General features: G+C 59.5%; 21 protein-coding genes, 6 tRNA genes and 1 pseudogene. 2 read left to right on the top strand and 26 right to left on the bottom strand.

Annotated features, from left to right (window positions below; genetic code table 11):
• Positions 1 to 616 (top strand): annotated as a pseudogene (locus tag AAAV21_RS07015) (D-alanyl-D-alanine carboxypeptidase); the annotation flags it as partial.
• Between the two features lie 127 nt (positions 617 to 743).
• Here the strand turns inward: AAAV21_RS07015 and AAAV21_RS07010 are convergent.
• From AAAV21_RS07010 to serS, 7 genes are all read right to left on the bottom strand, one after another.
• Positions 744 to 834, bottom strand: a tRNA-Ser gene (locus tag AAAV21_RS07010).
• 94 nt (positions 835 to 928) lie between these two features.
• Positions 929 to 3,370, bottom strand: coding sequence for a hypothetical protein (locus AAAV21_RS07005; protein ID WP_349108373.1), 2,442 nt, complete (start codon positions 3,368 to 3,370; stop codon positions 929 to 931).
• 544 nt (positions 3,371 to 3,914) lie between these two features.
• Positions 3,915 to 3,991 (bottom strand) — tRNA-Arg (locus tag AAAV21_RS07000).
• Between the two features lie 189 nt (positions 3,992 to 4,180).
• A tRNA-Arg gene (locus AAAV21_RS06995) sits at positions 4,181 to 4,257 on the bottom strand.
• A 356-nt stretch (positions 4,258 to 4,613) separates the two neighbouring features.
• Positions 4,614 to 4,690 (bottom strand) — tRNA-Arg (locus AAAV21_RS06990).
• Between the two features lie 77 nt (positions 4,691 to 4,767).
• Positions 4,768 to 5,145, bottom strand: a complete 378-nt coding sequence (locus AAAV21_RS06985; RefSeq protein WP_117778819.1) for a hypothetical protein — start codon at positions 5,143 to 5,145, stop codon at positions 4,768 to 4,770.
• Positions 5,146 to 5,317: 172 nt separating this feature from the next.
• Positions 5,318 to 6,601 (bottom strand): serine--tRNA ligase, encoded by a 1,284-nt coding sequence (gene serS, locus AAAV21_RS06980; RefSeq protein ID WP_349108371.1) that lies wholly within the window; start codon positions 6,599 to 6,601, stop codon positions 5,318 to 5,320.
• A 111-nt stretch (positions 6,602 to 6,712) separates the two neighbouring features.
• Between serS and AAAV21_RS06975 the strand changes: the two genes are divergently transcribed.
• Positions 6,713 to 6,886, top strand: coding sequence for a DUF6724 family protein (locus tag AAAV21_RS06975; protein WP_172674585.1), 174 nt, complete (start codon positions 6,713 to 6,715; stop codon positions 6,884 to 6,886).
• 157 nt (positions 6,887 to 7,043) lie between these two features.
• Here AAAV21_RS06975 and proC read toward each other — a convergent pair whose 3' ends face one another.
• The 19 genes from proC to AAAV21_RS06880 form a co-directional block, all read right to left on the bottom strand.
• Positions 7,044 to 7,814, bottom strand: a complete 771-nt coding sequence (gene proC, locus AAAV21_RS06970; protein WP_349108368.1) for a pyrroline-5-carboxylate reductase — start codon at positions 7,812 to 7,814, stop codon at positions 7,044 to 7,046.
• 73 nt (positions 7,815 to 7,887) lie between these two features.
• Positions 7,888 to 8,358, bottom strand: a complete 471-nt coding sequence (gene rlmH, locus AAAV21_RS06965; RefSeq protein ID WP_118384985.1) for a 23S rRNA (pseudouridine(1915)-N(3))-methyltransferase RlmH — start codon at positions 8,356 to 8,358, stop codon at positions 7,888 to 7,890.
• Between the two features lie 6 nt (positions 8,359 to 8,364).
• Positions 8,365 to 9,303, bottom strand: a complete 939-nt coding sequence (locus AAAV21_RS06960; protein ID WP_118384984.1) for an SPFH domain-containing protein — start codon at positions 9,301 to 9,303, stop codon at positions 8,365 to 8,367.
• A gap of 288 nt (positions 9,304 to 9,591) precedes the next feature.
• Positions 9,592 to 9,678 (bottom strand) — tRNA-Leu (locus tag AAAV21_RS06955).
• A gap of 43 nt (positions 9,679 to 9,721) precedes the next feature.
• Complete coding sequence (locus tag AAAV21_RS06950; RefSeq protein WP_349108365.1) at positions 9,722 to 10,639, bottom strand: TatD family hydrolase; 918 nt, start codon at positions 10,637 to 10,639, stop codon at positions 9,722 to 9,724.
• The gene (gene rsmA, locus AAAV21_RS06945) at positions 10,629 to 11,489 is read right to left on the bottom strand and encodes a 16S rRNA (adenine(1518)-N(6)/adenine(1519)-N(6))-dimethyltransferase RsmA (RefSeq protein WP_117583810.1); all 861 of its coding nucleotides are present in this window, start codon (positions 11,487 to 11,489) and stop codon (positions 10,629 to 10,631) included. The genes AAAV21_RS06950 and rsmA overlap by 11 nt, the downstream gene beginning before the upstream one ends.
• Before the next feature lie 107 nt (positions 11,490 to 11,596).
• Entirely contained in the window at positions 11,597 to 13,198 is a 1,602-nt protein-coding gene (metG, locus tag AAAV21_RS06940) for a methionine--tRNA ligase (protein ID WP_117790198.1), read from the bottom strand.
• A 69-nt stretch (positions 13,199 to 13,267) separates the two neighbouring features.
• Positions 13,268 to 14,146 (bottom strand): 16S rRNA (cytidine(1402)-2'-O)-methyltransferase, encoded by an 879-nt coding sequence (gene rsmI, locus AAAV21_RS06935; protein WP_349108363.1) that lies wholly within the window; start codon positions 14,144 to 14,146, stop codon positions 13,268 to 13,270.
• A 6-nt stretch (positions 14,147 to 14,152) separates the two neighbouring features.
• Positions 14,153 to 15,214: a cellulase family glycosylhydrolase gene (locus tag AAAV21_RS06930; RefSeq protein WP_055309641.1), complete on the bottom strand. Its 1,062-nt coding sequence runs from the start codon at positions 15,212 to 15,214 to the stop codon at positions 14,153 to 14,155.
• 482 nt (positions 15,215 to 15,696) lie between these two features.
• A tRNA-Phe gene (locus AAAV21_RS06925) sits at positions 15,697 to 15,769 on the bottom strand.
• Between the two features lie 123 nt (positions 15,770 to 15,892).
• Positions 15,893 to 16,177, bottom strand: coding sequence for a hypothetical protein (locus tag AAAV21_RS06920; RefSeq protein WP_349102573.1), 285 nt, complete (start codon positions 16,175 to 16,177; stop codon positions 15,893 to 15,895).
• Positions 16,152 to 16,442, bottom strand: coding sequence for a hypothetical protein (locus AAAV21_RS06915; RefSeq protein WP_117773219.1), 291 nt, complete (start codon positions 16,440 to 16,442; stop codon positions 16,152 to 16,154). Before AAAV21_RS06915 ends, AAAV21_RS06920 begins: the two co-directional genes overlap by 26 nt.
• Positions 16,443 to 16,500: 58 nt before the next feature.
• Complete coding sequence (locus AAAV21_RS06910) at positions 16,501 to 16,860, bottom strand: DUF192 domain-containing protein (protein ID WP_231500755.1); 360 nt, start codon at positions 16,858 to 16,860, stop codon at positions 16,501 to 16,503.
• Entirely contained in the window at positions 16,857 to 17,333 is a 477-nt protein-coding gene (locus tag AAAV21_RS06905; protein ID WP_117773223.1) for a hypothetical protein, read from the bottom strand. The genes AAAV21_RS06910 and AAAV21_RS06905 overlap by 4 nt, the downstream gene beginning before the upstream one ends.
• Positions 17,333 to 19,393, bottom strand: coding sequence for a hypothetical protein (locus AAAV21_RS06900; RefSeq protein WP_349102574.1), 2,061 nt, complete (start codon positions 19,391 to 19,393; stop codon positions 17,333 to 17,335). The genes AAAV21_RS06905 and AAAV21_RS06900 overlap by 1 nt, the downstream gene beginning before the upstream one ends.
• Positions 19,394 to 19,457: 64 nt before the next feature.
• Positions 19,458 to 19,994 (bottom strand): TadE family protein, encoded by a 537-nt coding sequence (locus AAAV21_RS06895; RefSeq protein ID WP_117839813.1) that lies wholly within the window; start codon positions 19,992 to 19,994, stop codon positions 19,458 to 19,460.
• Complete coding sequence (locus AAAV21_RS06890) at positions 19,930 to 20,148, bottom strand: hypothetical protein (protein WP_117563704.1); 219 nt, start codon at positions 20,146 to 20,148, stop codon at positions 19,930 to 19,932. The genes AAAV21_RS06895 and AAAV21_RS06890 overlap by 65 nt, the downstream gene beginning before the upstream one ends.
• A gap of 1 nt (position 20,149) precedes the next feature.
• A complete protein-coding gene (locus AAAV21_RS06885; protein ID WP_349108360.1) occupies positions 20,150 to 20,713 on the bottom strand; it encodes a hypothetical protein in 564 nt (187 codons plus the stop codon).
• The gene (locus AAAV21_RS06880) at positions 20,677 to 20,910 is read right to left on the bottom strand and encodes a hypothetical protein (RefSeq protein WP_117583818.1); all 234 of its coding nucleotides are present in this window, start codon (positions 20,908 to 20,910) and stop codon (positions 20,677 to 20,679) included. Before AAAV21_RS06880 ends, AAAV21_RS06885 begins: the two co-directional genes overlap by 37 nt.
• Between the last annotated feature and the right edge of the window lie 2 nt (positions 20,911 to 20,912).

The raw sequence follows: 20,912 nt of genomic DNA, 5'->3' as shown, positions 1-20,912 counted from the left end.
TCTTGTCAATTCTGGTCTAACAGAGCCTAACTATTTGCTGGGCCAAGATGGCAACATCGGTGGCAAGACCGGCACCACCGACGACGCGGGCTATTGCTTTACGAGCGCCTACAACCGCGACGGCGACGAGATCTACACCGTCGTTTTGAACTCCACCACCACCGACCAGCGCTTTACCGATACCGCAACCCTTGCCAATTGGTACTACGGTCACAAGGTGACGGTCGCAATCGCCAACACGCAGGAAAAGACCGCCAACGGCAACCCGCTTATGGCGCGCATTGGCCAAACCGACTGGACGGACAAGACGATCGACGCCACACTCGCCGATCCTACGGCGCAAGCGACCGTGTTTTCCCTTGCCGGCGAGGTGACCGAAAAGGTTAGCTACGACGATCTTTCGGGCACGGTGCATGTGGGCGACAAGGTGGGCAGCGTTACGCTCAAGCAGGACGGCACCAAGATCGCCGTCATGGACCTGGTTGCCGACGAGGAAGGCGCAGGGCCGAATCCCATTGAATGGCTACTCGTAAAGCTCGATCGCTTGGGCCGTCGCATCGACAACCGCCCGCTCACGGCAGAAAGCGAGACCGTCGCCAAGGCGCCCGAGGTGTAGTGCGCAAGAATAATAAGCCCATTAAAAGGAGGCGTCCGAAAGGATGCCTCTTTTTTTGAGGGTTCGAATCCCCACGTTCTCCAAACTAAAAAAGGGCCCCAAATGGGACCCTTCTTTCAAGTCATACTGGCGGAGAGCTGGGGATTCGAACCCCAGATGCCCTTTTGGGGCATACTCGCTTAGCAGGCGAGCACCTTCGGCCTCTCGGTCAGCTCTCCGTAACAGCCGTTCTATAGTAACCAAACAGTCGAAGTTGGGCAAGAGGGAATTTTCTAATTGTCCAGTGGCCTTTCCTCCTTGCAGTTTTCGCTACTACCCCAGCGAGCGATTGAGGGAGCCGAGCTCATCGTTGCCCATGGTGCGCCACATTTGGAAGATGCAGCCACGCGCCAGGAAAAAGAAGCCGTTGTCGACCAGCTGCACGACAGCATCCGCCAGCTGGTTGGTCACAGCGGGCACCGGCGGTAGCTCGAGCCCGGCCTTGCGGATGGTCTCGACCGCTTCCTCGAACGTCGGAGGCTCGCTGACACCCATCTCGTTCATAAGGCCCTGCATTTCTTCCAGCGCGCTGCTGCCCGACTCCTCGCCGCGCGGCACCAGACGGTAACAAGCCAGCGCCATGTCGAGCTGATCGCAATTCCAATAGGCAAACGCCAAGCGATAGAACAGGTAGCCGATTGCAGAACGATCGCTGGCAATACGTAGGCCGTGGCGCGCCACCTCGATAATCTCGTCAAAGCGCTCCAGACGCGCAAGCACGTTGATGAGCGCAAAGTGCGACTGCATGGACGAGCGCGCCAGATCGTAAAGATGGCGCACCTCGGGCAGTGCTCGTTCAAAGTCCTCTTGCTCGGCGTAAAAGCTGCAGATCTCGTGCTGGGCAAAGTACAGCGCATCGGGCGCACGAAGGATTCGCACAGAGCGGTCTTCTTCCAACACCGGTAGCACCATGCGCACCAGCTGGTTATCGCAAAACTGCGTTTGAACCGGACCTGTCGCCAAAAGCTCGGCGACGGCGCACTTGGCCTCCAACTCCTCGACAAGACGGGAAAAGCCTTCAAAAGCACCTGTACGGTCGACTTTTGCCTGCTCGCGCAATTCAACAACACGGGCCACGTATGGGTCGTCGTCCTCTTCCATGACCTCCAGCTCGTCAGCCGTATCGGCAAGCAGCAGATCGCGCAGCGCCGGCGGCAGCATGCGATGGTCATCACGCGGACGAGCATGAACCTCCGCCGGCTCAATCGTCTCCGGAGCGGTTGACTCATACGCCTCAAGCACACGCTTGCACGGCATATCGTCCATGTCCATGCTCTCAAGATCCTTGGCGACAGGCACGCAATCGGCCAGATAGGCCGCGCGCCCAAAGAAATACGTTGCGACAACGCACTCGCCCTGCTCACTGTCGGGAGCAGCAATCTGCACATAGCAGCGCGTGATGCAGGTGCCCGCGGCAAAACACGCTGCCGCAAGCGTGAGCGCCACGCGCGCATCGTGCTCCGCGGCCCAGATCGTGCGCGTGTCCTCGTCCAGCTCGTGCCAGGCGTCATCTTGAGCGTCGTATTCACGTTGCGGCATGGCATCAACGACAGACTGCCCAAACCGAACGAGCATAATCCCCTCGGCAACGTTTGCCCGATAGGTATAGTCGAGCCGCGTGACCACGTTGAGCGCCTCGACAATACGCGCGAAGCGGGTGCGCACGTCCCACTCTCCGCCCGGCTGGCACGAAACCGTTCCCGGCTTTGCCCACGGGTTATCGCTCGAGGCCGTATCGAGCAGTCGGGGAACATCGTTGGTCGTCTTAGCGATATGCCACGAATCAAAGAGCGCGCAGCCCTCAAGGCTCGGCGACGAGGCCGCGGGGACCAATCCAGCCCCGATGTGCTCAAGGATGCCGGAGAGGCGGTTGAGACGGCACTCGATGGCGAGCAGCGTGTCAATCTCGTCCTGGTCCAGCAGACTGCGATCAAAATTGAGATAGAAAAGCTTTGAGCGATCGATGCGAGCCAGGCTCATCTCGGACTTGGCGGCGATGGTGCGCAGGCGGGGCAAGTCAATTTCGCTCATAAGGGCGGCGGCATAGCGCTCGATACCGCTCGGATTCTCGGCATGGTCAACGCGGTAAAGCAGCGTCTCGATAGCATCGGGGAGCGGCGCCGTGTTAAAGCCCAAAAACACCTCGACCGGCTCGGGCAACTTTACGAGCTTGATCTTGTCGACAACGTTTTGCATACCCTCGTCGAGTCCGTCGGCGTCCACCGTGCTCGCAATGGTATTTTCGGAGTCAGCGAATATCACGTAGCGCAGGAACATCGATGCCATGAACTCGCCGTAAGGAAGGGAGCGGGCCGAATTCCATGTCTCGTGATCGGACTGTTCGCGCATGGGACCTTCGGGAGAGCCGACGGTTCGCGCGCACGCGCGCATTGTGCCGTTGGCTCCCCGAACCACAATCTCACCAATACCGGAGTCCGACTCGTCAAGGACGAGTTCCATGTCGGGATCGTTGGGCAGCGGAGCCTCGCTAACGGGGCGGTCCACCTTGTACACCTCACCCGAAACGCTTACGTAGCCCAAAAGCGACACATGACTTTTGCCAACGAATTCGACGACATAACAAGATTCATGCTGATCCTCGCCAAAGAGCTTCCAGACCACGCCATACGAGCGTCCCGCTGGCTGCTCGGGCATCGCCGGAAAGCGCTTCTTGGGATCGAGAAACCTGAGCTTGTATGTCGGACGCTCTGCCACGAAATATCACCCTGATCAGTCGTTGAGAGAAGGAGTGGTCGCGAATAAGTCGCGACATCTACTCGGAATCTTACACGAGTCGACAGGAAATCGTCCCTTTGGACGAAAGCACTCAAGCTGGCGCAAAAGAAAAGCCCCCGTTGCCGGAGGCTTTCAATTTCAATTGGTGCGGCGTATAGGATTCCGCGCATCCGCTGCGCGGATCCGCACCGGCTTCGCCCGCCTGCCGGCGGACTCGCCCGCTCGCTAAAAACGCTCCGCGTTTTCTTGACGCTCGCGCCTCGACCGAGGTTCGAATCCATGCCAGGTTTCCATAAAAGAAAAGCCTCCGTTACCGGAGGCTTTAAGCTCAAATGGTGCGGCGTATAGGATTCCGCGCATCCGCTGCGCGGATCCGCACCGGCTTCGCCCGCCTGCCGGCGGACTCGCCCGCTCGCTAAAAACGCTCCGCGTTTTCTTGACGCTCGCGCCTCGACCGAGGTTCGAATCCATGCGGTGTTTACGTAAAAGAAAAGCCCCCGTTGCCGGGAGCTTTAATCTCAAATGGTGCGGCGTATAGGATTCGAACCTATGACGTTCTGATTCGTAGTCAGACCCTCTATCCAGCTGAGGTAACGCCGCGACTTGTTGATTATTATGCACATAGACTGAATAATTGTCAAGCGTTTTTCAAAAAAAAGTTATTGAATTTGATTTTTACTCATTTGACGCAGTCGATCGACTCGATACTTTCAAACACGGCAAAAGCAACTTTTCAAGTATGTCGACATATAAGAAAAGCCTCCGTTACCGGAGGCTTTAAAATTCAGTTGGTGCGGCGTATAGGATTCGAACCTATGACGTTCTGATTCGTAGTCAGACCCTCTATCCAGCTGAGGTAACGCCGCAACGCACGGATTATTATGCACGCGAGCCCCCGATGGGTCAAGCGACAATTAGAAAAAATTTTATGAAGTGATAATTAAGCTGTTCGCGCCTCGACCGAGGTTCGAATCCATGCGGTGTTGCCATAAAAGAAAAGCCCCCGTTGCCGGAGGCTTTCAATTTCAATTGGTGCGGCGTATAGGATTCCGCGCATCCGCTTCGCGGATCCGCACCGGCTTCGCCCGCCTGCCGGCGGACTCGCCCGCTCGCTACCGGACGCTCCGCGTCCGCTTCACGCTCGCGCCTCGACCGAGGTTCGAATCCATGCGGCGACTGCCTAAAAGAAAAGCCCCCGTTGCCGGAGGCTTTCAATTTCAATTGGTGCGGCGTATAGGATTCGAACCTATGACGTTCTGATTCGTAGTCAGACCCTCTATCCAGCTGAGGTAACGCCGCAGCGCAAAACATATAAAACCACTTTAGCTTATTGGAGTCAAGCACAATCTCAAACTTTTTTGTGAAACGCAGTTTTGTCATGCTGCTCCGCATATACCGCCGTTCCCCGTACGATCGATTGGCTTTTCGATCACGTCAAACTTAGCATCAAGTTCCCTCAGGAGCGATCTCACCCGCTGGGCACAATCATAATCGGCAAACGAGATGCTCAACATGCGAGCAACCTGGTTAGATGTCCGGACCCCATAGAAATGCTCCAGGGCCACAAGCCCCTCGTGCGCCACAAACGTCTCAACCACATGAGGCGACTCCTCATAGCACCATTGCGTCAACGGCCCCTCGCTCGTCTGTCGAACCACCAGGCCACCCATGCCAGACGGCTCACACGTTACAAGCAGGTACTCCCCGCCCTCATCGCTCTCAAACAAAACCACCCGATCATCAAACAGCTCCATCGCATCCCCTTTCTCTCGCCTTATCTAGTAAAAGCATAGCAGGTAGATGGCTGTATACAGAACAGTTGTTCGTGTGTTTTCTATTGAGCTGTCCGCACGGCATGGTATGGACCTGCGCACGAAATAGGGCGCCCCCGAAGGAGCGCCCTTGCATATCGCCTATGCAGCTAATTTACGCGACCGGCTCGATCTTCTCGAGGCCGCCCATGTAGGGACGCAGAACCTCGGGGATCGTGATGGTGCCGTCGGCGTTCTGGTAGTTCTCCAGAATGGCGGCCATGGTGCGGCCAGCCGGCAGACCGGAACCATTGAGGGTGTGCAGGTAGCGCGTGCCCTTGAAGTTCTCGGGGTCGCGATACTTGATGTTGGCGCGACGGGCCTGGAAGTCGCCACAGTTGGAGCAGGAGCTGATCTCCTTGTAGGCGTTGTAGCTCGGCAGCCAGACCTCGACGTCGTAGGTCTGACGGGCGGAGAAGCCCAAGTCGCCGGTGCACAGGCTAATCACGCGATACGGAAGGCCCAGCTGCTGCAGCAGGTACTCGGCCTCGGCGGTCATGCTCTCGAGCTCCTCGTCGGACTCCTCCGGCTTGGCAAACTTGACCATCTCGACCTTGTCGAACTCGTGCTGACGGATGATGCCGCGGGTGTCGCGACCGGCGGAACCGGCCTCCTCGCGGAAGCAGGGGGTGAAGGCGGTGTAGCGGCGCGGCAGAGTGTCGGCGTCGAGGGCCTCACCGGCGTGCAGGTTGGTGAGCACGACCTCGGCGGTAGGGATCAGGAAGTTGTCGCCCGAGACGTGATAGGCGTCGTCCTCGAACTTGGGCAGCTGGCCCGTGCCGAACATGGTCTGACGCTTGACGACGATGGGCGGCCACCACTCCTTGAAGCCACGGCTCGTGTGCGTGTCCAGGAAGAAGTTGATAAGAGCGCGCTCCAGGCGGGCGCCGGCGCCACCGAGAACGGTGAAGCGGCTGCCGGAGAGCTTGTTGCCACGCTCGAAGTCAAGGATGTCCAAATCGGTGCCCAGATCCCAGTGCGGCTTAAAGTCGAAGTCGAACTCGCGCGGGGTGCCCCAGCGGCGGCGCTCGATGTTCTCGTCCTCGTCCTTGCCGTACGGCGTGGCCTCGCAAGGGATGTTGGGCAGGTGAGCCATAAAGTCGTACTGCTCCTGCTCAAGAGCGGTACGGCGCTCGGCAAGACCGTCAATCTTTTCGTTGACGGCGCGCACGGCCTCCTTGGCAGCCTCGGCCTCGTCCTTCTTGCCCTCCTTCATCAGGGCGCCGATCTTCTTGGACTCGGCGTTGCGCGTGGCTTGAAGCTCCTCGACCTCGGTGATGACGGCACGGCGCTCGTCATCGAGCTCAAAGAACTTCTCGCGATCCCAAGACGTCTGGCGGTTAGCCATGGCGACATCGATGGCATCGGGGTTCTCGCGAACAAACTTGATATCAAGCATTAGATCCTCCGGCGATATACATTCCATTTAGGTTGCAACCTTGTACATGTATGGGCAAGTATATACTTATGAGCGTTTACGACCCAACTCAACTACGCAAGAAGGCACCCAATGGACGCAGTTTTTTCCTTTTTGTTTGGCACCCGCACCGGTTTTGCCATCCTTTTCGCCGGCGGCATCCTGCTGTTTGCGATTCTTGCCTTTGTAATGGAGAAGCGCACCCATAAGATGTATGTCGACCGCGGCCCCAAGTCCGAGGACGATGAAGACAGCTTCTGGGACTAACCCGCCAAAAAGGGACAGGTTTATTTTGGTCGGTTTTATCATGGCAAACGCAAGTGCCCCGCAACTGGAATTGAGCCAGTTGCGGGGCACTTTTCGCTAAAAGGACAAAACCGCAGGAAAAACCTGCCAACATAAACCTGTCCCTTTTTGGTCGGTTTTACTGGAGGGTTGCGTCGATTGCCTTGACTAGGGCGCTGCGCATGCCGGCGTCCTCGAGCGCAACGACGCCCTTGATGGTGGCACCGCCGGGCGAGCACACGGCATCCTTCATCGCCGCAGGATGCTGGCCAGTTGCAAGCTGCAGCTTTGCCGTACCCAGCACCATCTGGCTCACAATGCGATAGGCATCGGCACGCGGGATACCGTGCTTGACCGCCGCATCGCCCAGGGCCTCGATCGCCATGGCGACGAATGCCGGAGCGCAACCGCCCACGGTGCCGCCCACAAACAGCAGGCTCGTATCGAGCTCGACGACAGCGCCAAGCTTACCGAGCAGGTCGAGCACAACAGCACGCTGCTCGCCGTTGAGCGTAGAGGACTTCTCGCAGGCGATGACACCCTCGCCCACCGAAACCGGCGTGTTGGGCACCGTCGAGATATGCGCGACGCCCGGCAGGACCTGCTCCCACTTGGCACTGTCCCAGGTCCAGGCAACCGACAGAACGACCTTTTTGGCAAGAGCATCCTTGAGCGGGGCGAATACCTTCTCGATCATGTACGGTTTGACCGCAGCGACCACGATATCGGATGCAGCGACAACCTCGGCGGCATCGTGGCAGGCGACCATGCCGCGCGCCTCGCAGCGCTCAACCAGTGCGTCGTAGCGACCCGCGCAGGCGCACATGTCGCTCGCAGCTACACCGGCAGCGATCCAGCCATCGGCCATAGCGCTCGCCATATTGCCAAAACCGACAAATCCAATCTTCATATCGCATAGTCCTTTCAGACACATTCCTCAAAACGAAAGGTATTGTCCCACGCCATTGTTTCGTATTGCCGACCTATTTGTGATACGGCTCGCCGCGGCTGATCTTGCAGGCGCGGTAAATCTGCTCTAGCAGCACCACACGCGCCAGGTTATGCGGCAAGGTAATGCGTCCAAAGCTGAGCATCTCGTCGGCGCGGGCGCGCACCTCATCACTCACGCCGTCCGAACCGCCGATTACAAAGGCAATGTCGCTGCTGCCTCGCAGCATAAGATCGTCGAGCCTCGCCGAGAGCTCCTCACTCGAACGCTCCTTGCCCTCGATAGCCAGCAGGATCACATGCGCTCGAGACGGCAAGGCCGCAAGAATCGCCGCCCCCTCCTTGTCACGCGCGGCATCCACACCGCCCGCCTTGGCCGGGTCGATATCGGCCACCTCGCGCATATCCACCTTGGCATAGGCGCCCAGACGCTTGGTGTACTCAGCGCAGGCATCCTTCCAAAAGCGCTCTTTGAGCTTGCCAACACAAACGACGGTGTATTTCACTCGTGCCTACTCCTTTGACTCGTTCTGAACCTTACCGGCAGCCAGCATCTGCTCGAACATAGAGGCCGACTGCGAGAAGTCGCTCGGCAACACGACCGTCGAGTTTTTGCCCGTACGTGCGAACTCCGTCATCATCTCGGTCCACTGCGTAAACATGAACAGCTGGTTGGCCTCATCGTTGCCAACACCTGTCTCCTGGATAATCTCGAGCGAATCCTTGATGCCCAGCGCGATGGCCTTGCGCTGGTTGGCGATGCCTTCGCCCGCCTTTTCCATTGCCTCGGCCTCGGCGGTCGCCTCGGTGACGCGCTTGATGCGGTCTGCCTCGGCGAGCTCCTGTGCCGCAGCGCGCTTGCGCTGGGCGGCGTTGATGTCGTTCATGGAATTCTCCACCTCGGTCGGCAGTGCGATTTTGGTGATGAGCGTCGACACGAGGGTGAAGCCGTAGGCGGCCATCTGCTCGGAAACGGTAGCGTTGACATCCTTGGCGATGTCATCCTTCTTGGCAAAGACCTCATCGAGCGTGTAGACGGGGATGGAGGAGCGCAGGGCATCGGTGATGAAGTCGCGCATCTGGTCGACGGGCTCCTGCAGCATGTAGTAGCTCTTGTAGATGCCCGAATCTGCCGGGCCGGCGCCCATGTCATAGCTCACGTGGTACTGAGCGGAGACCTCAAGGCCGATGGTCACGTTGTCCTGGGTCTTAACGTCGATGCCAAAACCGTTTTTCATGGTGCGCAGGCTCACCGTGGCGGCCTTGCGGTCGATCACGGGCACCTTCACGTGGAAGCCCGCGTTGACGATACGATTGAACTTACCCAAGCGCTCGATGATCACAGCGTGCTGCTGCTCAACGACGTAGCAGGCGTTGGGGAGCAGCAGCAACAGGATGATGATGGGAATCAAAAGGCTGGTAAGGGCGGCGATGATACCGGAAAACAGCATGGTCTCTCCTCTGATAGGCACACGTTGGCATTAGGATACCCGTCCAAGGAGATCGTGCATAACAAAAAAGCTCCCATTGCTGGGAGCTCTTTCAATCAATGGTGCGGGCGAAAGGACGTCCGCGTATCCGCTTCGCGGATCCGCACCGGCTTCGGCCGCCTGCCGGCGTCCTCGCCAGCTCGCTAAAAACGCTCCGCGTTTTCTTGACGCTCGCTCCTTCACAGGTTCAAGTCCCTGCGGTGGGCCCATAACAAAAAAGCTCCCATTGCTGGGAGCTCTTTCAATCAATGGTGCGGGCGAAAGGACTTGAACCTTCATGGGGTTGCCCCCATACGGACCTGAACCGTACGCGTCTGCCAATTCCGCCACGCCCGCGTGCAGGAATTAGAATAACGGAGTGCTATCGCGAACGCAAGAACTATTTTTGAAAAAGTTTGCGGGCATTTTGCCAAGCGGCATGCGCGATTGTTTCGGCGTCCTCACCAGTGCGATCGACACGGTCGTTAACCAGCGCGTTTGCCGTAATGGAGATCATTGCGGGCTCGCATTCAAGACCGCGGATGGGCTCCGGAGCCATATACGGGCAATCCGTCTCGAACAAAATTCGATCGAGTGGGGTTGCCGCAAATGCCTCGCGCACGTCGTCGTTGCGCTTAAAAGTGGCCGCACCACCATAGGCGATATAGCAGCCCAAACCCACGAAGCGCTCCATCGTGGCGCGATCCTCGCCAAAGCAATGCAGCACGCAACCGGCCTGGGGCACGCCCACCTCACGAAGCACGTTGTACGCATCCATATGCGAGGTGCGCTCCCCATCCGAGTCCTCGTGCCGCAGGTGCAGCTCCACCGGCACATTGCGGCGCACGGCAACTTCGAGCTGACGCGCCATGCAATCAATCTGCACACTGTGGGGCGCCGGCGCGATGTCGTCGTCGTAATCCATGTGGTAGTCCAGACCGATCTCGCCGATACCGGCGCACAAAGGGTCATCGAGCGCAGCAACAACCTGCGCGTGAATGTCATCGGTATAATCCGGCGCGCCATAGGGGTGAACGCCAGCGAGATACTTGATCTGCGGAATATCCCGCATCGGCAGAATTTCGCGCACGAGCCAGTCGCTATAGTCCGTCACGCTGCGCTTGTCGGCGATGGGGTCGAGCATCGTCACCAACAGGTCGACGCCCGCGGCTTTGGCGCGCACGAGCGTCTCGGGCACTTCTTTCCCCCAAAACGAAAGCAGATGCGCATGCGTGTCAGCAAGCGGTGCCAAGGGCACGGGACAAGCAACCGTCTTCTTTTTCTTGGTAAACGTCACGCGTTCGGCATTAGGCATCATGGATGAGCTCCTGAGCCAGGCGGATAAAGTCGGCAACATCAAGCGTTTCTGCGCGCGTGGTGGGTGCGATACCGCAAGCCTCAAAGGCGGCGTCGAGCACGTCCTTGGCAAAGCCGTTGGCGCTCATGGAATTGCGGATGGTCTTGCGGCGCTGAGCAAATGCAGCATCAATCACGCGGGCCACAAACTCGCGATCGAGTCCTTCGGGCGCCACGCCGTCAACACGGTCGATACGCACGACGGCCGAGTCCACGTGCGGTGCCGGCATAAAGCAACGTGGCGGCACCTCAAAGCGACCCGTAACCTGCGCATACAGGCCGAGCTTTGCCGTGTAGCCGCCATAGGTCTTGTTACCCGGCACCGCGGCAATGCGATCGGCAACCTCCTTTTGAACCATGACCACGGCACGCTTGAGCGCGGGCATCGTCTGGAAGAACTGCAGGATGATCGTCGCCGCCACGTTATAGGGCAGGTTCGCGACAAATACCGTCGGCTCACCGCCTGCAGCCTGCTCAATCTGCCCCGTCGTCACCTTGAGCGCGTCGCCCATGATAAAGCGGAAGTTGGCATAGTCGGCGGCATGGGCATCGAGCACCGGTTCGAGTTCGGGATCGGCCTCGATCGACGTGACGCACGCCGCCTCCTGCAGCAGCGCGAGCGTGAGCGTACCAACGCCCGGGCCAACCTCGAGCACGCGCTCATCGCCCGTGAGCTCGGAAAGCTCGCAAATGCGCTCAATTACATGGTTGTCGATCAGGAAGTTCTGGCCCAGGCGATGCTTGGTCGCAAGGCCAAACTCCTCCAGCAGCTCCCTTGTTGCCGTGGGGTTTGCCAAAGGCGAAGTTGTCATAGTTGCCTCCTTAGCATGATGGCGGCGTCTTGAAACAAAAGGGCATGGACCGTTGCGGCCATGCCCTTACATCTAAACAGCAAATTGCCGATATGGCGCGCGGCGTCTTAGCCCAGACGCGGGAACAGCGGCTCACCCTTCTCGACGGGCTGACCACCGGCAAGCAGGCCCCAAGCGCAAATGCCCTTGAGGTCGTCGCTCGCGGCCTCGTCCTCGCAGGACAGGCGGCGCAGGGCTTCGGCAGAGGTCTGAGGCATGAGCGGCATCAGCAGGTGAGCGGCAATGCGGATGGCCTCGAGCAGGTTGTAGATCACAAATGCCAGCTCGTCAGCCTTAGCCTCATCCTTGGCAAGCGCCCAAGGCTCGGAGTCCTCGATGTAGTGGTTGGCGGCGTGGATGAGCTCCATAACCTCGTCCTTGGCTCCGCCGTAATCGAGCACGTCCATCTTGGCCATGTAGCGCTCGACCAGGCCATCGGCAATCTTTGCCAGCGGGTTGTCGAACGCATCGAACGATGCGGGCTTGGCGGGCGCGCAGCCGTCAAAGTACTTGCCGCTCATGTTGAGCGAACGCGAGATAAGGTTACCCCAGCTGTTGGCCAGATCGGCGTTGTAGACCTGCTCCATGCGATCGAAGCTGATGGCACCATCGGTGCCGGGAACAACGTCGGTCATGAAGTAATAGCGATAACCCTCGACACCCAGCATGTCGATAACATCCTGCGGGGCGATGGCGTTGCCGCGGCTCTTGGACATCTTCTCGGCCTTGCCGGTCTCGGCATTGCGCACGGTCAAAAAGCCGTGGGCAAAGACGTGCTCGGGCAGGGCCTCGCCGATGGCCATGAGCATGGCGGGCCAAATGACGCAGTGGAAGCGGATGATGTCCTTACCCACGATGTGGAACTGCGCGGGCCAGCGATAGGCCAGCTCGGCACGCGCCTCGTCGGTGTCGACACCGTAGCCGACGGCAGTCATATAGTTGAGCAGCGCGTCGAACCACACGTAGGTCACGTGACCCTCGTCAAACGGAACCTGAATACCCCAGTCAAAGCTCGTGCGGCTTACGGAAAGATCGTTGAGACCGCCCTCGACAAAGCTGCGCACCTCGTTCATGCGGAACGCGGGCTCGACAAAGTCGGGGTGCTCGTCATAGAGCTTGAGCAGCTTGTCCTGGAAGGCGGAAAGCTTAAAGAAGTAGGACTCCTCCTGCACGCGCTCGAGCGGACGGTGGCAGTCGGGGCACAGGTGCTGACCGACGCTGCCGTACTCCTCGTCGCCCTTCTGGACCTGCGTATCGGTGAAGTAGGTCTCGTCGGGCACGCAATACCAGCCGTCGTAGCTGCCCTTATACAGGTAGCCAGACTCCTTCATGCGCTCCCACAGGTACTGCACGGCATGATGCTGGCGCGGCTCGGTGGTGCGGATGAAGTCGTCGTTGGAAATCTCGAGCTTGCTCCAAAGCTCCTTGAAGTGCGGGGCCTGGCTGTCGGTCCACTCCTGCGGCGTCATGCCATGCTTGGCTGCGGCCTCGGCGACCTTCTCGCCGTGCTCGTCCATGCCGGTCAGGAACTTGACGTTATAGCCGGCGGAGCGGCGATAGCGAGCCTGAACGTCGGCGATGATGGTGGAATAAGCCGTGCCCAGGTGCGGATCGGCGTTGACGTAGTAGATGGGCGTCGTGATAAAGAACGAAGGCTTGCTTTGATCCATGGGGTTTGTCCTCCAGAAAAACGTTGCATACAGGGGATGATTCTAGCGCAAGGGCTGGATATCCTCCATCTATTGCATATCGAGCACCATGGCATAGACATCGCGCTTGCGGCGCGAATACTTCTGAGACAGGCGCTTGGCCACCGCAGAGGCGGGCTCCCCCTCCTCGAGCGCGGTGCGGATATCCTCGCGCAGGGCCTCGTCGGGATCCGCTACCGCAGCGCCAACCGGCGTGATGCCGGCCTCCTCGTCCTCGCTCGGCGGCGCGATGACCAGCGCAATCTCGCCCTTTACCTCGCCGCGAGCACGCAGCTCCTCGGCAAGCTGGTCAGCGGGCCCGCGCAAGACCTCCTCGTGCAGCTTGGTGAGTTCGCGGCAGACGGCGACCTCACGCTGGGGAAAGACCTCCGCCACGGCCTCGAGCGTCGCCACGATACGATGTGGAGACTCGTAGAAGATGAGTGCGCCAGGCACCACGGCAAGGCGCTGCAAACGGCGCACACGGTCGCCGTGCTTTCGGCCCAAAAAGCCCTCGAAGAAAAAATGCTCGCAGGGAATGCCGGACGAAACGAGCGCCGTGACGCAAGCAGAGGGCCCGGGAATAACTTCGACGGGCACATCGGCCTCACGCGCCGCCTCGACCAGCGCCTGGCCGGGATCGGACACGCTCGGCATGCCGGCGTCCGAGGCAAAGGCGAGGGTCTCCCCCGCCAGCAGACGGTCGACCAGGCCGGCAGCGCGGCTAGCGATCACATTCTCGTCGCAACGGACAAGCGGCTTGGAAATGCCCAGGTGCATCAGCAGCTTTGACGTCACACGCGTGTCTTCGCAGCAAATGGCATCGGCGGCGGCAAAAGCCTCGCCAACGCGCGGGGACAGGTCGCCTAGGTTGCCGATGGGCGTGCCGACCACATAGAGTTTGCCCGTATGGGCGCTGTTTTGCGTCATATCAACCTATTCAATCATGCCGCGCTCAAGCGTACCAAGCGCCGCGCGGGCGTCCCATGCTGCAATGCGCTTCTCGGTCTTCCACGTTTGGAAGAACCAACCGGCAGCCGGCGCAAACGAAGCCAGCTGGTTGGCGATAAACACGCGCTCGTAGGCATTGCGGCCCTCGGGCGTAACCGACGAGTTGGCAAAGATCGCCGCACCCGACCATTCGCCCACCAGCACGGGGAACCCAGTCGAAATCGCTTCTTTAAGCTCGCGCTTGTTACGCGAAATCGCCGTCGTCAGCCCGCGGGGGCTCGTGATGTCGAGCGCATACTCGTCGCGGTAATGGTACAGGTGAAGGTCCATGTAGACGTTCTTGTACTTGGCGCCGCGCATAAAATGCTTCCACTCGCTGGGATGCCCCGACGACGAGAAGACGACGATCTTATCCTCGGGCATATACGAACGGACGAGCTCGTAGGCATCGCGATAGAAATTGCGCAGGTAGTGGGCCGGAATGCCATCCGTCATGGTGAAGAGGCTCTTGCGAACGCTCATCTGCGGCGTGTCCAGCAGCTCAATGCCCAGCAGGCTCTCGGCCTCGCCATAGCGATCGGCCAAGCGCTCGAGCACGTCGAGTGCGACATGACGGCCGTTGGTGGACGAATGCCACTCGGCAACAGCCTCCGGCGTGGTGGGCGAATCGTTGGAATCGCCCTGGCCACCGGGCACGGTTGCCAGATCGAGCAGCACGCGGATGTCGTATTTGGCAGCCCACTCAATTGCGCGGTCGATGTAATCGACAACCGATATGTAGGAGGCATCGGACTCCTGTGAGCCAAAGGCATACCAGGGCACCGGCAGACGCACGGCATTGAGACCGATCTGCGCCATGCGACGAAAATCGTCCTCGCTCACAAACGTCTCGTAATGGCGGCGCATGCGCTCGTTATAGGCGGCGGTACCCATGGCCTCCTGTAGCTCGGCCGCGTTGGATGCACCGGTCGCCGCGTACAGCGACGGGGTCACCCAAGGCTCGGGAATAAACCAGCCAGAGAGATTAACGCCGAGTATCCTCTCCATCACTGCCCCCTTCGGATCATGCAGGTCGAACCCGCATCGTATTGCATAGGATAAGTATCGTTTTGAGTATACCCGCGTGTGCGGACAGGCGACCGAACGGTCTGTAAAGTGACGCGAAAGTGGGAGGAATGTCTGGGGCGGGCGGGCTCGGAATGGTGCGACGAGGTGTGTACGCGCGCCGGAGGCAGGCACCGGAAAGTGTGTCCCGTTCTGAGCCCTTATTCTGGGACGCAGTTTCCGCAGAACCCTACATAAAAGAAAAGGACCCCTTTGCAGAGGTCCTAGTCAATTCAAGGTGGCGGGGAAGGGAATCGCGTCCGCGCGCTGCGCGGACGGACCGCTGCGGCGCTTACGCGCCTTGCGAGCTGCGCTGGCAAACGCTTACGCGTTTACTCAGCTCCGCGCCCTCACGGGGTTCGATTCCATGTGGGAGCTGCATAAAAGAAAAGGACCCCTTTGCAGAGGTCCTAGTCAATTCAAGGTGGCGGGGAAGGGAATCGAACCCCTGACACGAGGATTTTCAGTCCTCTGCTCTACCAACTGAGCTACCCAGCCATTTGAGGTGTGCCTTGTTTCAAGGCTTGATTAGTATAACCAAGGACGCGTTCCGGTCAACCGAGAATTTTAAAAAAGTTTTTGAGCACAGCCTCGGTTCTTTAAATCGGCACGTCAGAGGCATCAGCCGGCAGCAAGAAGTTTTTCGCTCAGAGCCGCACGGGCAAACTCACTTGGAGTCATCCCCTCGGCAGCCGCCCGTCGACGAATGGCCTCCTTCATTCCCAGAGGAATCTTGACCGACAGCGTTGCCGTCCCCTCACCTGAGAGTGGGGGCCGTCCATGCACGATCTCACCAACGGTGTGTTCGCCATCCGGAAACTCTCCGCGCTCGTACGACTCGCACCACGCGTCAATCATTTCATCCGTTACAACCTGACCATTAGCGGCCGTATACGTCTTGCCCATCATCGACCCCTTTGCCGAGCCCGTTCAATCTCCTGCCAAAATTTCTTCTGGACTGGAGACAAGGCATGAATGATAAGCCCCCACGGACAAGCTCGACCGCGACAAGCTCCACGCTTCGTCCGTCTGGGAGCCATCCAATCGCAAGCCATCTCAGCGGCTCGCCCTTCGGCTCGCGACGAATGCACTCAGTAACCGCAAGCCAAGCGCTAAGCACCTGCTTTTCCGTCAGGTGCTTTTTAGCGTTGGGATGGATCTCAACATCCATGCATCTTCTCCTCCATCTTACCCAATTTCGTATGACGAAAGTCCGCTGTCGCCAATTCTTAAGCCGGCACGCGTTGGAGAGCAGGGGTCGAAACAATGATTGAAGGACGCTCTAGTACGGCCCAGGCGCCGGGGCAGGAGCACATACGCCAGGGACGTACGTTTTCGTAGCATACGAGGACATAGCCACGTGCATCGATAAAGGCGATATCGATGGGATAGGCCATAAAACACGTATGGACCGAAGAGCAGCGTGGAAACGCCATGACGAGCGGCAAGCCGTTGGCGGCAACCGGATGCCGTCCCAGCATGCCGCGCAGGCGCACGACAAACGACTCCGCCACCACAAACTCCGCCGGCGTCCAACCCAGCCTATTGAGTGCCCGCGCGTAGGCGATGTAGGACGAGACCGCGGTCACATGACCACCCCCGGGCGCCATGGATCGACCGTCACCGCGCGCTCGTGCGACAACGTTGTCGGCGCCCCCAGCGGAACGCCAGCGATGCTGAGAGAAGTCGGCCACGGCTCATAGTGCATGGTGCAGGTGTAGGTCCTAAACGTGCCGGAAAGCGAAAGCAAACCGCCATCCGATGTCGTCGCACCCTGTTCGCTCGAGACCTCGATCAGCAAGTCATAGCCTTCCATGGCATGTTGGATCTGAGCCTGAACGGTCGCGGAAGCATCGATGGAGCTGCCATCGCCCTCCCCGCTCGGCGCCACGGCATGTGCTAGCACGATATCGGGCACCACGCGATCGAAGCGTGCGACCGCACCGGCAAAGACCATGACGTTGTACACGATAAGCGCCAGAACCAGCAGGACGGGCGTGACCACGGCCATCTCGACCGTCGCCTGGGCGCACTCCTCGCACAGGCGCGTGCGGATGCCCATTACGACCCACCGCCCAGGGCACCCGCCAGTGTGGTGACATCGACGGTAAGTGGGATGGAACCGCCGCCGGGCAGCGGAATCTCCGCAAGCGTGAACGTCGTGCCGCTGATGGTGCGCTCGACTTGATATTCCAGCGCTTCGCAAAGCGCCTTGGGATCGGTCACGCCCAACGGAATACTTCGCAGCTTGTCTTGCGCTTGAGAGAGACCGGCAATGTCAGACCCCGGGCTCTTAATGACGTTGGCGGAATCAGTCAGCACCGGCTTTCGCAGGCGCAAGTCGCACGGCTCCAGATCCAACGCCGCCACGGACGCCGAAACGATATCGCCGAGCCACGATGCGATGGAGCCCAACGCGCCGCTGCCCCCTCCTAGGCCTTTAATCATCTCGTCCATAAGTTCGTCGGCCGAACCTTGGATGTCTCCGTATCCCACAAGCAGCCGTCCCCAGACATCCATGACGCCATCGAGTACGCCGGCAACGCCACCCGAGCGTTCCTTCAATGTCGAGAAAAATCGCGAAAGCACGTTGTTTTGCGCCGTCGCCTCATCGGGCGCCAGCACCGCGGCAGAGATGGCACCGCGATCGCCAAGCCTGACTGCCGTGTTAAACGAAGAGTTGAGCTCATCGGGGCTCGAGATGGCACCCGAAACCGCAAAGGCAACCACGCCGTTGCGACCGGGAGGAGCGATACGCGGACGCTCGCCCGAAAGCGCTTTGATGGCCTGGTCAAACGCATTGCTCGCACGGTCGGTCTCGTCTTCGGTCTGACGTTCGAGCTCGAGCTCTTTGTTGCGGCATTCGACGTAGCCTTCCAGGGCGTCTTTAAACTTGTCAAAGTGATACTCGAAGCCGTTTTCGATAGAGGTTGAAGGCGCCGCAACAGCACCAAGCGACGAAACGCCAAAATGGCATTTGCTGCATTTATCCTGTCCATCGTAATCGGCAACCGAAGCAAATCCGCTCGGCGTCCCTTTCTTATAGTTAGGGCAGGTCGTCCCGTAATGCAGATACGCCTTGTCATCGTTCACGCTCGTCGGCCACACCGCATCGGTATAGAGCTCCGTCGCCCGAACCTCATCAGAGTTGCGCGGCAGCAGCGGAATATAGGAGGAAACCCTGTCTCCGTTCTCGGTTATATGTGCCCGATCGACCTCCGCGCTCGCATAGGTATAAAACGCCTTACGCGCCGCAGACTCTGCCTTCATCTCGACACTCGAGCCGTGGGGCTTCTCATTTGTCAGACGCCAATGGTAGTAGTCCTTCGCGCGATCAAGGGCAACTTGGGGCTCCCACGTAACGCTCGATGAGTAATGCGGATTTTGAACACCGGAGAGATCCGTTAGGCTTTTCGCACGCTCCCACATGCAAGAACAGCTGCCGACCGAGCCCTTGTCAGACCCACCACAATCCGCCAGCCAAGCACGCTCTTTAGCCTTCGCCGTGTCCTCAGAAGCCTTCCGCAGCTCCTCGGCCGCACCCTCTAAATCATCTGATGTGTCTTTAATGGTATCGGTCGAGATCTCTGACCCTTTGAGCGCAGCGAAGTCAGACTCGGATGTCCTGGGCACGGCAAGCGCCGTACCGGTATAGGTCACACTATCGGTATCCTGCGCCGACACCGCCTGCGTGGCACGCGCGGCGATCAGATACGGCAGGGCCGTCTCGATTTTCTGTAAGCCTTCCGATGCGCTTTTGGCAAACTTGTTGCGCGTTTTAATGATCTCGATCCCGGTGTCGACCATATTGCCGGCAACCGGCTCGGCACCCGGGATGAGGATGGCGACCAGGCCCGTCCCGATCGTGGCAAACCCCGCCAGCCCCAGACTCAAGATGCTCGCATCAACCACCGTGGCAGCCGTGTGATAGGACGACACTACGTTGGCACCCGCCAGCGCGCCACTATCAGCCGCCACCTGGGTATCCCCGGCACGCGACATGCTCCATATCGCCGCGGTCGACGAAAACAACAATGTGAGCACCACTAGGATGACCACGGCAGAAGAAAGCGTGGTATAGGCGCCGTCTTCGATAAACAGATCGACACCGGCTCGACCCATAAAGCCGCCTCGCTTGCGATGGCAGCTCGGACGGTGCGTCAAAACGCGTCTAGACCAGAAACGCTTAATCCCATGCAGCAATCCACGAATCATAATCTCCCTCCAGCCATTCGGGACGCGATTGATACGAGACATCGACCTTGAGCTCAACGTAGCCGCCCTCGGCGGTACCACCCATAGCCTGCGCAAACGCACCGATCACAGGCAACGGCTTGACCTCGCCGGAAACGGACACGGACGAGACGCCACCCGCACCGGCCCGGCCAAGCTCGATATCCCACGACAACGGCCCGCCGGCATGAAAGATCGAAACGTTGGGCACTGCGGCAAGTCGGCGGCGGGCGAACTCCTTAAGATCGTCGTCCTCCGCCGTCGTCGTGGTCATGAGCCGCGCGGTCTCGGCGGCGGCAGACTCCATGACCGCGCGCGTATAGAGCAGGCACACCGGTTGCAGCGCGAGAAGGATGAGTGTCAGAAACGTCGGCAGCAAAAAAGCGGCCTCGACCGTAGACTGCGCCCGGTCCTCGCGCGCGGCATCAATACAACGCGATGTCCTTAGCGGCCGCAGCGGCGTCGATAACCGACGTCGAGGCAACGCCATGAGATGCCGCCCGCTCAACCAGCGCCGCCAAGCGCCCATCGGTGCCGGCACGCCAAAGTCCCGCGATCGCCAGCACGATCGATAACAGCGCCACCGTGACGATGGCGTATTCGACCGTCGCCTGGGCAGATTCCTCACGCAGGACATCATGCATTTCACGATCCCTCCTTTGAGTCCGTTGCCTGCGGGCTCAGGCGCACGGCGCGCAGACGACACGAAGCATCGCCAGCATCCGCGGCAATTGTCACCATATCGACCCAGCCGCGTCCGTCGCGCACGATGGCGCCCCACACGTTTCCCTTGATGTCGAGATAGCCGCTCAGAGCAAGTTGCGCCGTGGGTACCTCGCGATAGGCACGCAGCATATCCGCCGCCGCTTCGGTCATCGGTCGGTCCTCGGACCATGCAAGCCGGACCGCAATCGCGTTGCCCTCAGGCGAATCCGTCGCAGCGCCAGACCGCTTGTCGAGCGTCCGCAGAAAGGTTTGCGCCGTGACAGCGACATCCGAATCGTCCGCATCTCGCATCTCATCTTTTTGAGACGCCACCGCCGAATCTGAGCCCAAATCGGAGGCGGTCCCAGGACGCTGCTGCCGCGCGGCGTTAAGCCCCCAAAGCACCGCCGCTATCGCCACGGTCAGGCAAGCAAACACCAGCAGCACCCCGATGGGGCGCTCGCCCTCTACAGGCTGTTGATGCCCTCGCTGATCGCATCCCATAGCTCTTTAACCTTGCCTTTAAATGCAACGATGGCAATAATCGCGATCACCACAAGTACGCCCACTAAAATGGCGTACTCGGTGGTACCCTGCGCGCTCTCCTCCTGCAACAGCTCCTTGGCATGCTGGCGAGTGTGAATCGCCCGGCAAAAAGCCCAGCTCCAAGCCTTGTCAGCAACTTCGACCATCGTGTTCATGT

This window comes from Collinsella sp. CLA-AA-H302 (genome assembly GCF_040093305.1).
GTDB lineage: Bacteria > Actinomycetota > Coriobacteriia > Coriobacteriales > Coriobacteriaceae > Collinsella.
The sequence above is the reverse complement of the archived record's forward strand: the minus strand, read 5'-3'. Positions and strand labels throughout refer to the sequence as shown.

Coding starts and splice junctions, on each gene's coding strand:
- AAAV21_RS06975 (WP_172674585.1), top strand. CDS start 6,713: ATGGACGCAGTTTTTTCCTTTTTGTTTGGCACCCGCACCGGTTTTGCC.
- serS (WP_349108371.1), bottom strand. CDS start 6,601: ATGCTTGATATCAAGTTTGTTCGCGAGAACCCCGATGCCATCGATGTC.
- rsmI (WP_349108363.1), bottom strand. CDS start 14,146: ATGACGCAAAACAGCGCCCATACGGGCAAACTCTATGTGGTCGGCACG.
- AAAV21_RS06880 (WP_117583818.1), bottom strand. CDS start 20,910: ATGAACACGATGGTCGAAGTTGCTGACAAGGCTTGGAGCTGGGCTTTT.
- rsmA (WP_117583810.1), bottom strand. CDS start 11,489: ATGACAACTTCGCCTTTGGCAAACCCCACGGCAACAAGGGAGCTGCTG.
- AAAV21_RS06900 (WP_349102574.1), bottom strand. CDS start 19,393: ATGGGTCGAGCCGGTGTCGATCTGTTTATCGAAGACGGCGCCTATACC.
- metG (WP_117790198.1), bottom strand. CDS start 13,198: ATGGATCAAAGCAAGCCTTCGTTCTTTATCACGACGCCCATCTACTAC.
- AAAV21_RS06885 (WP_349108360.1), bottom strand. CDS start 20,713: ATGGGATGCGATCAGCGAGGGCATCAACAGCCTGTAGAGGGCGAGCGC.
- AAAV21_RS06905 (WP_117773223.1), bottom strand. CDS start 17,333: ATGGGCATCCGCACGCGCCTGTGCGAGGAGTGCGCCCAGGCGACGGTC.
- AAAV21_RS06985 (WP_117778819.1), bottom strand. CDS start 5,145: ATGGAGCTGTTTGATGATCGGGTGGTTTTGTTTGAGAGCGATGAGGGC.
- AAAV21_RS06895 (WP_117839813.1), bottom strand. CDS start 19,994: ATGGCGTTGCCTCGACGTCGGTTATCGACGCCGCTGCGGCCGCTAAGG.
- AAAV21_RS06890 (WP_117563704.1), bottom strand. CDS start 20,148: ATGCATGATGTCCTGCGTGAGGAATCTGCCCAGGCGACGGTCGAATAC.
- AAAV21_RS06915 (WP_117773219.1), bottom strand. CDS start 16,442: ATGGATGTTGAGATCCATCCCAACGCTAAAAAGCACCTGACGGAAAAG.
- AAAV21_RS06930 (WP_055309641.1), bottom strand. CDS start 15,214: ATGGAGAGGATACTCGGCGTTAATCTCTCTGGCTGGTTTATTCCCGAG.
- AAAV21_RS06920 (WP_349102573.1), bottom strand. CDS start 16,177: ATGGGCAAGACGTATACGGCCGCTAATGGTCAGGTTGTAACGGATGAA.
- proC (WP_349108368.1), bottom strand. CDS start 7,814: ATGAAGATTGGATTTGTCGGTTTTGGCAATATGGCGAGCGCTATGGCC.
- AAAV21_RS06950 (WP_349108365.1), bottom strand. CDS start 10,639: ATGATGCCTAATGCCGAACGCGTGACGTTTACCAAGAAAAAGAAGACG.
- AAAV21_RS06960 (WP_118384984.1), bottom strand. CDS start 9,303: ATGCTGTTTTCCGGTATCATCGCCGCCCTTACCAGCCTTTTGATTCCC.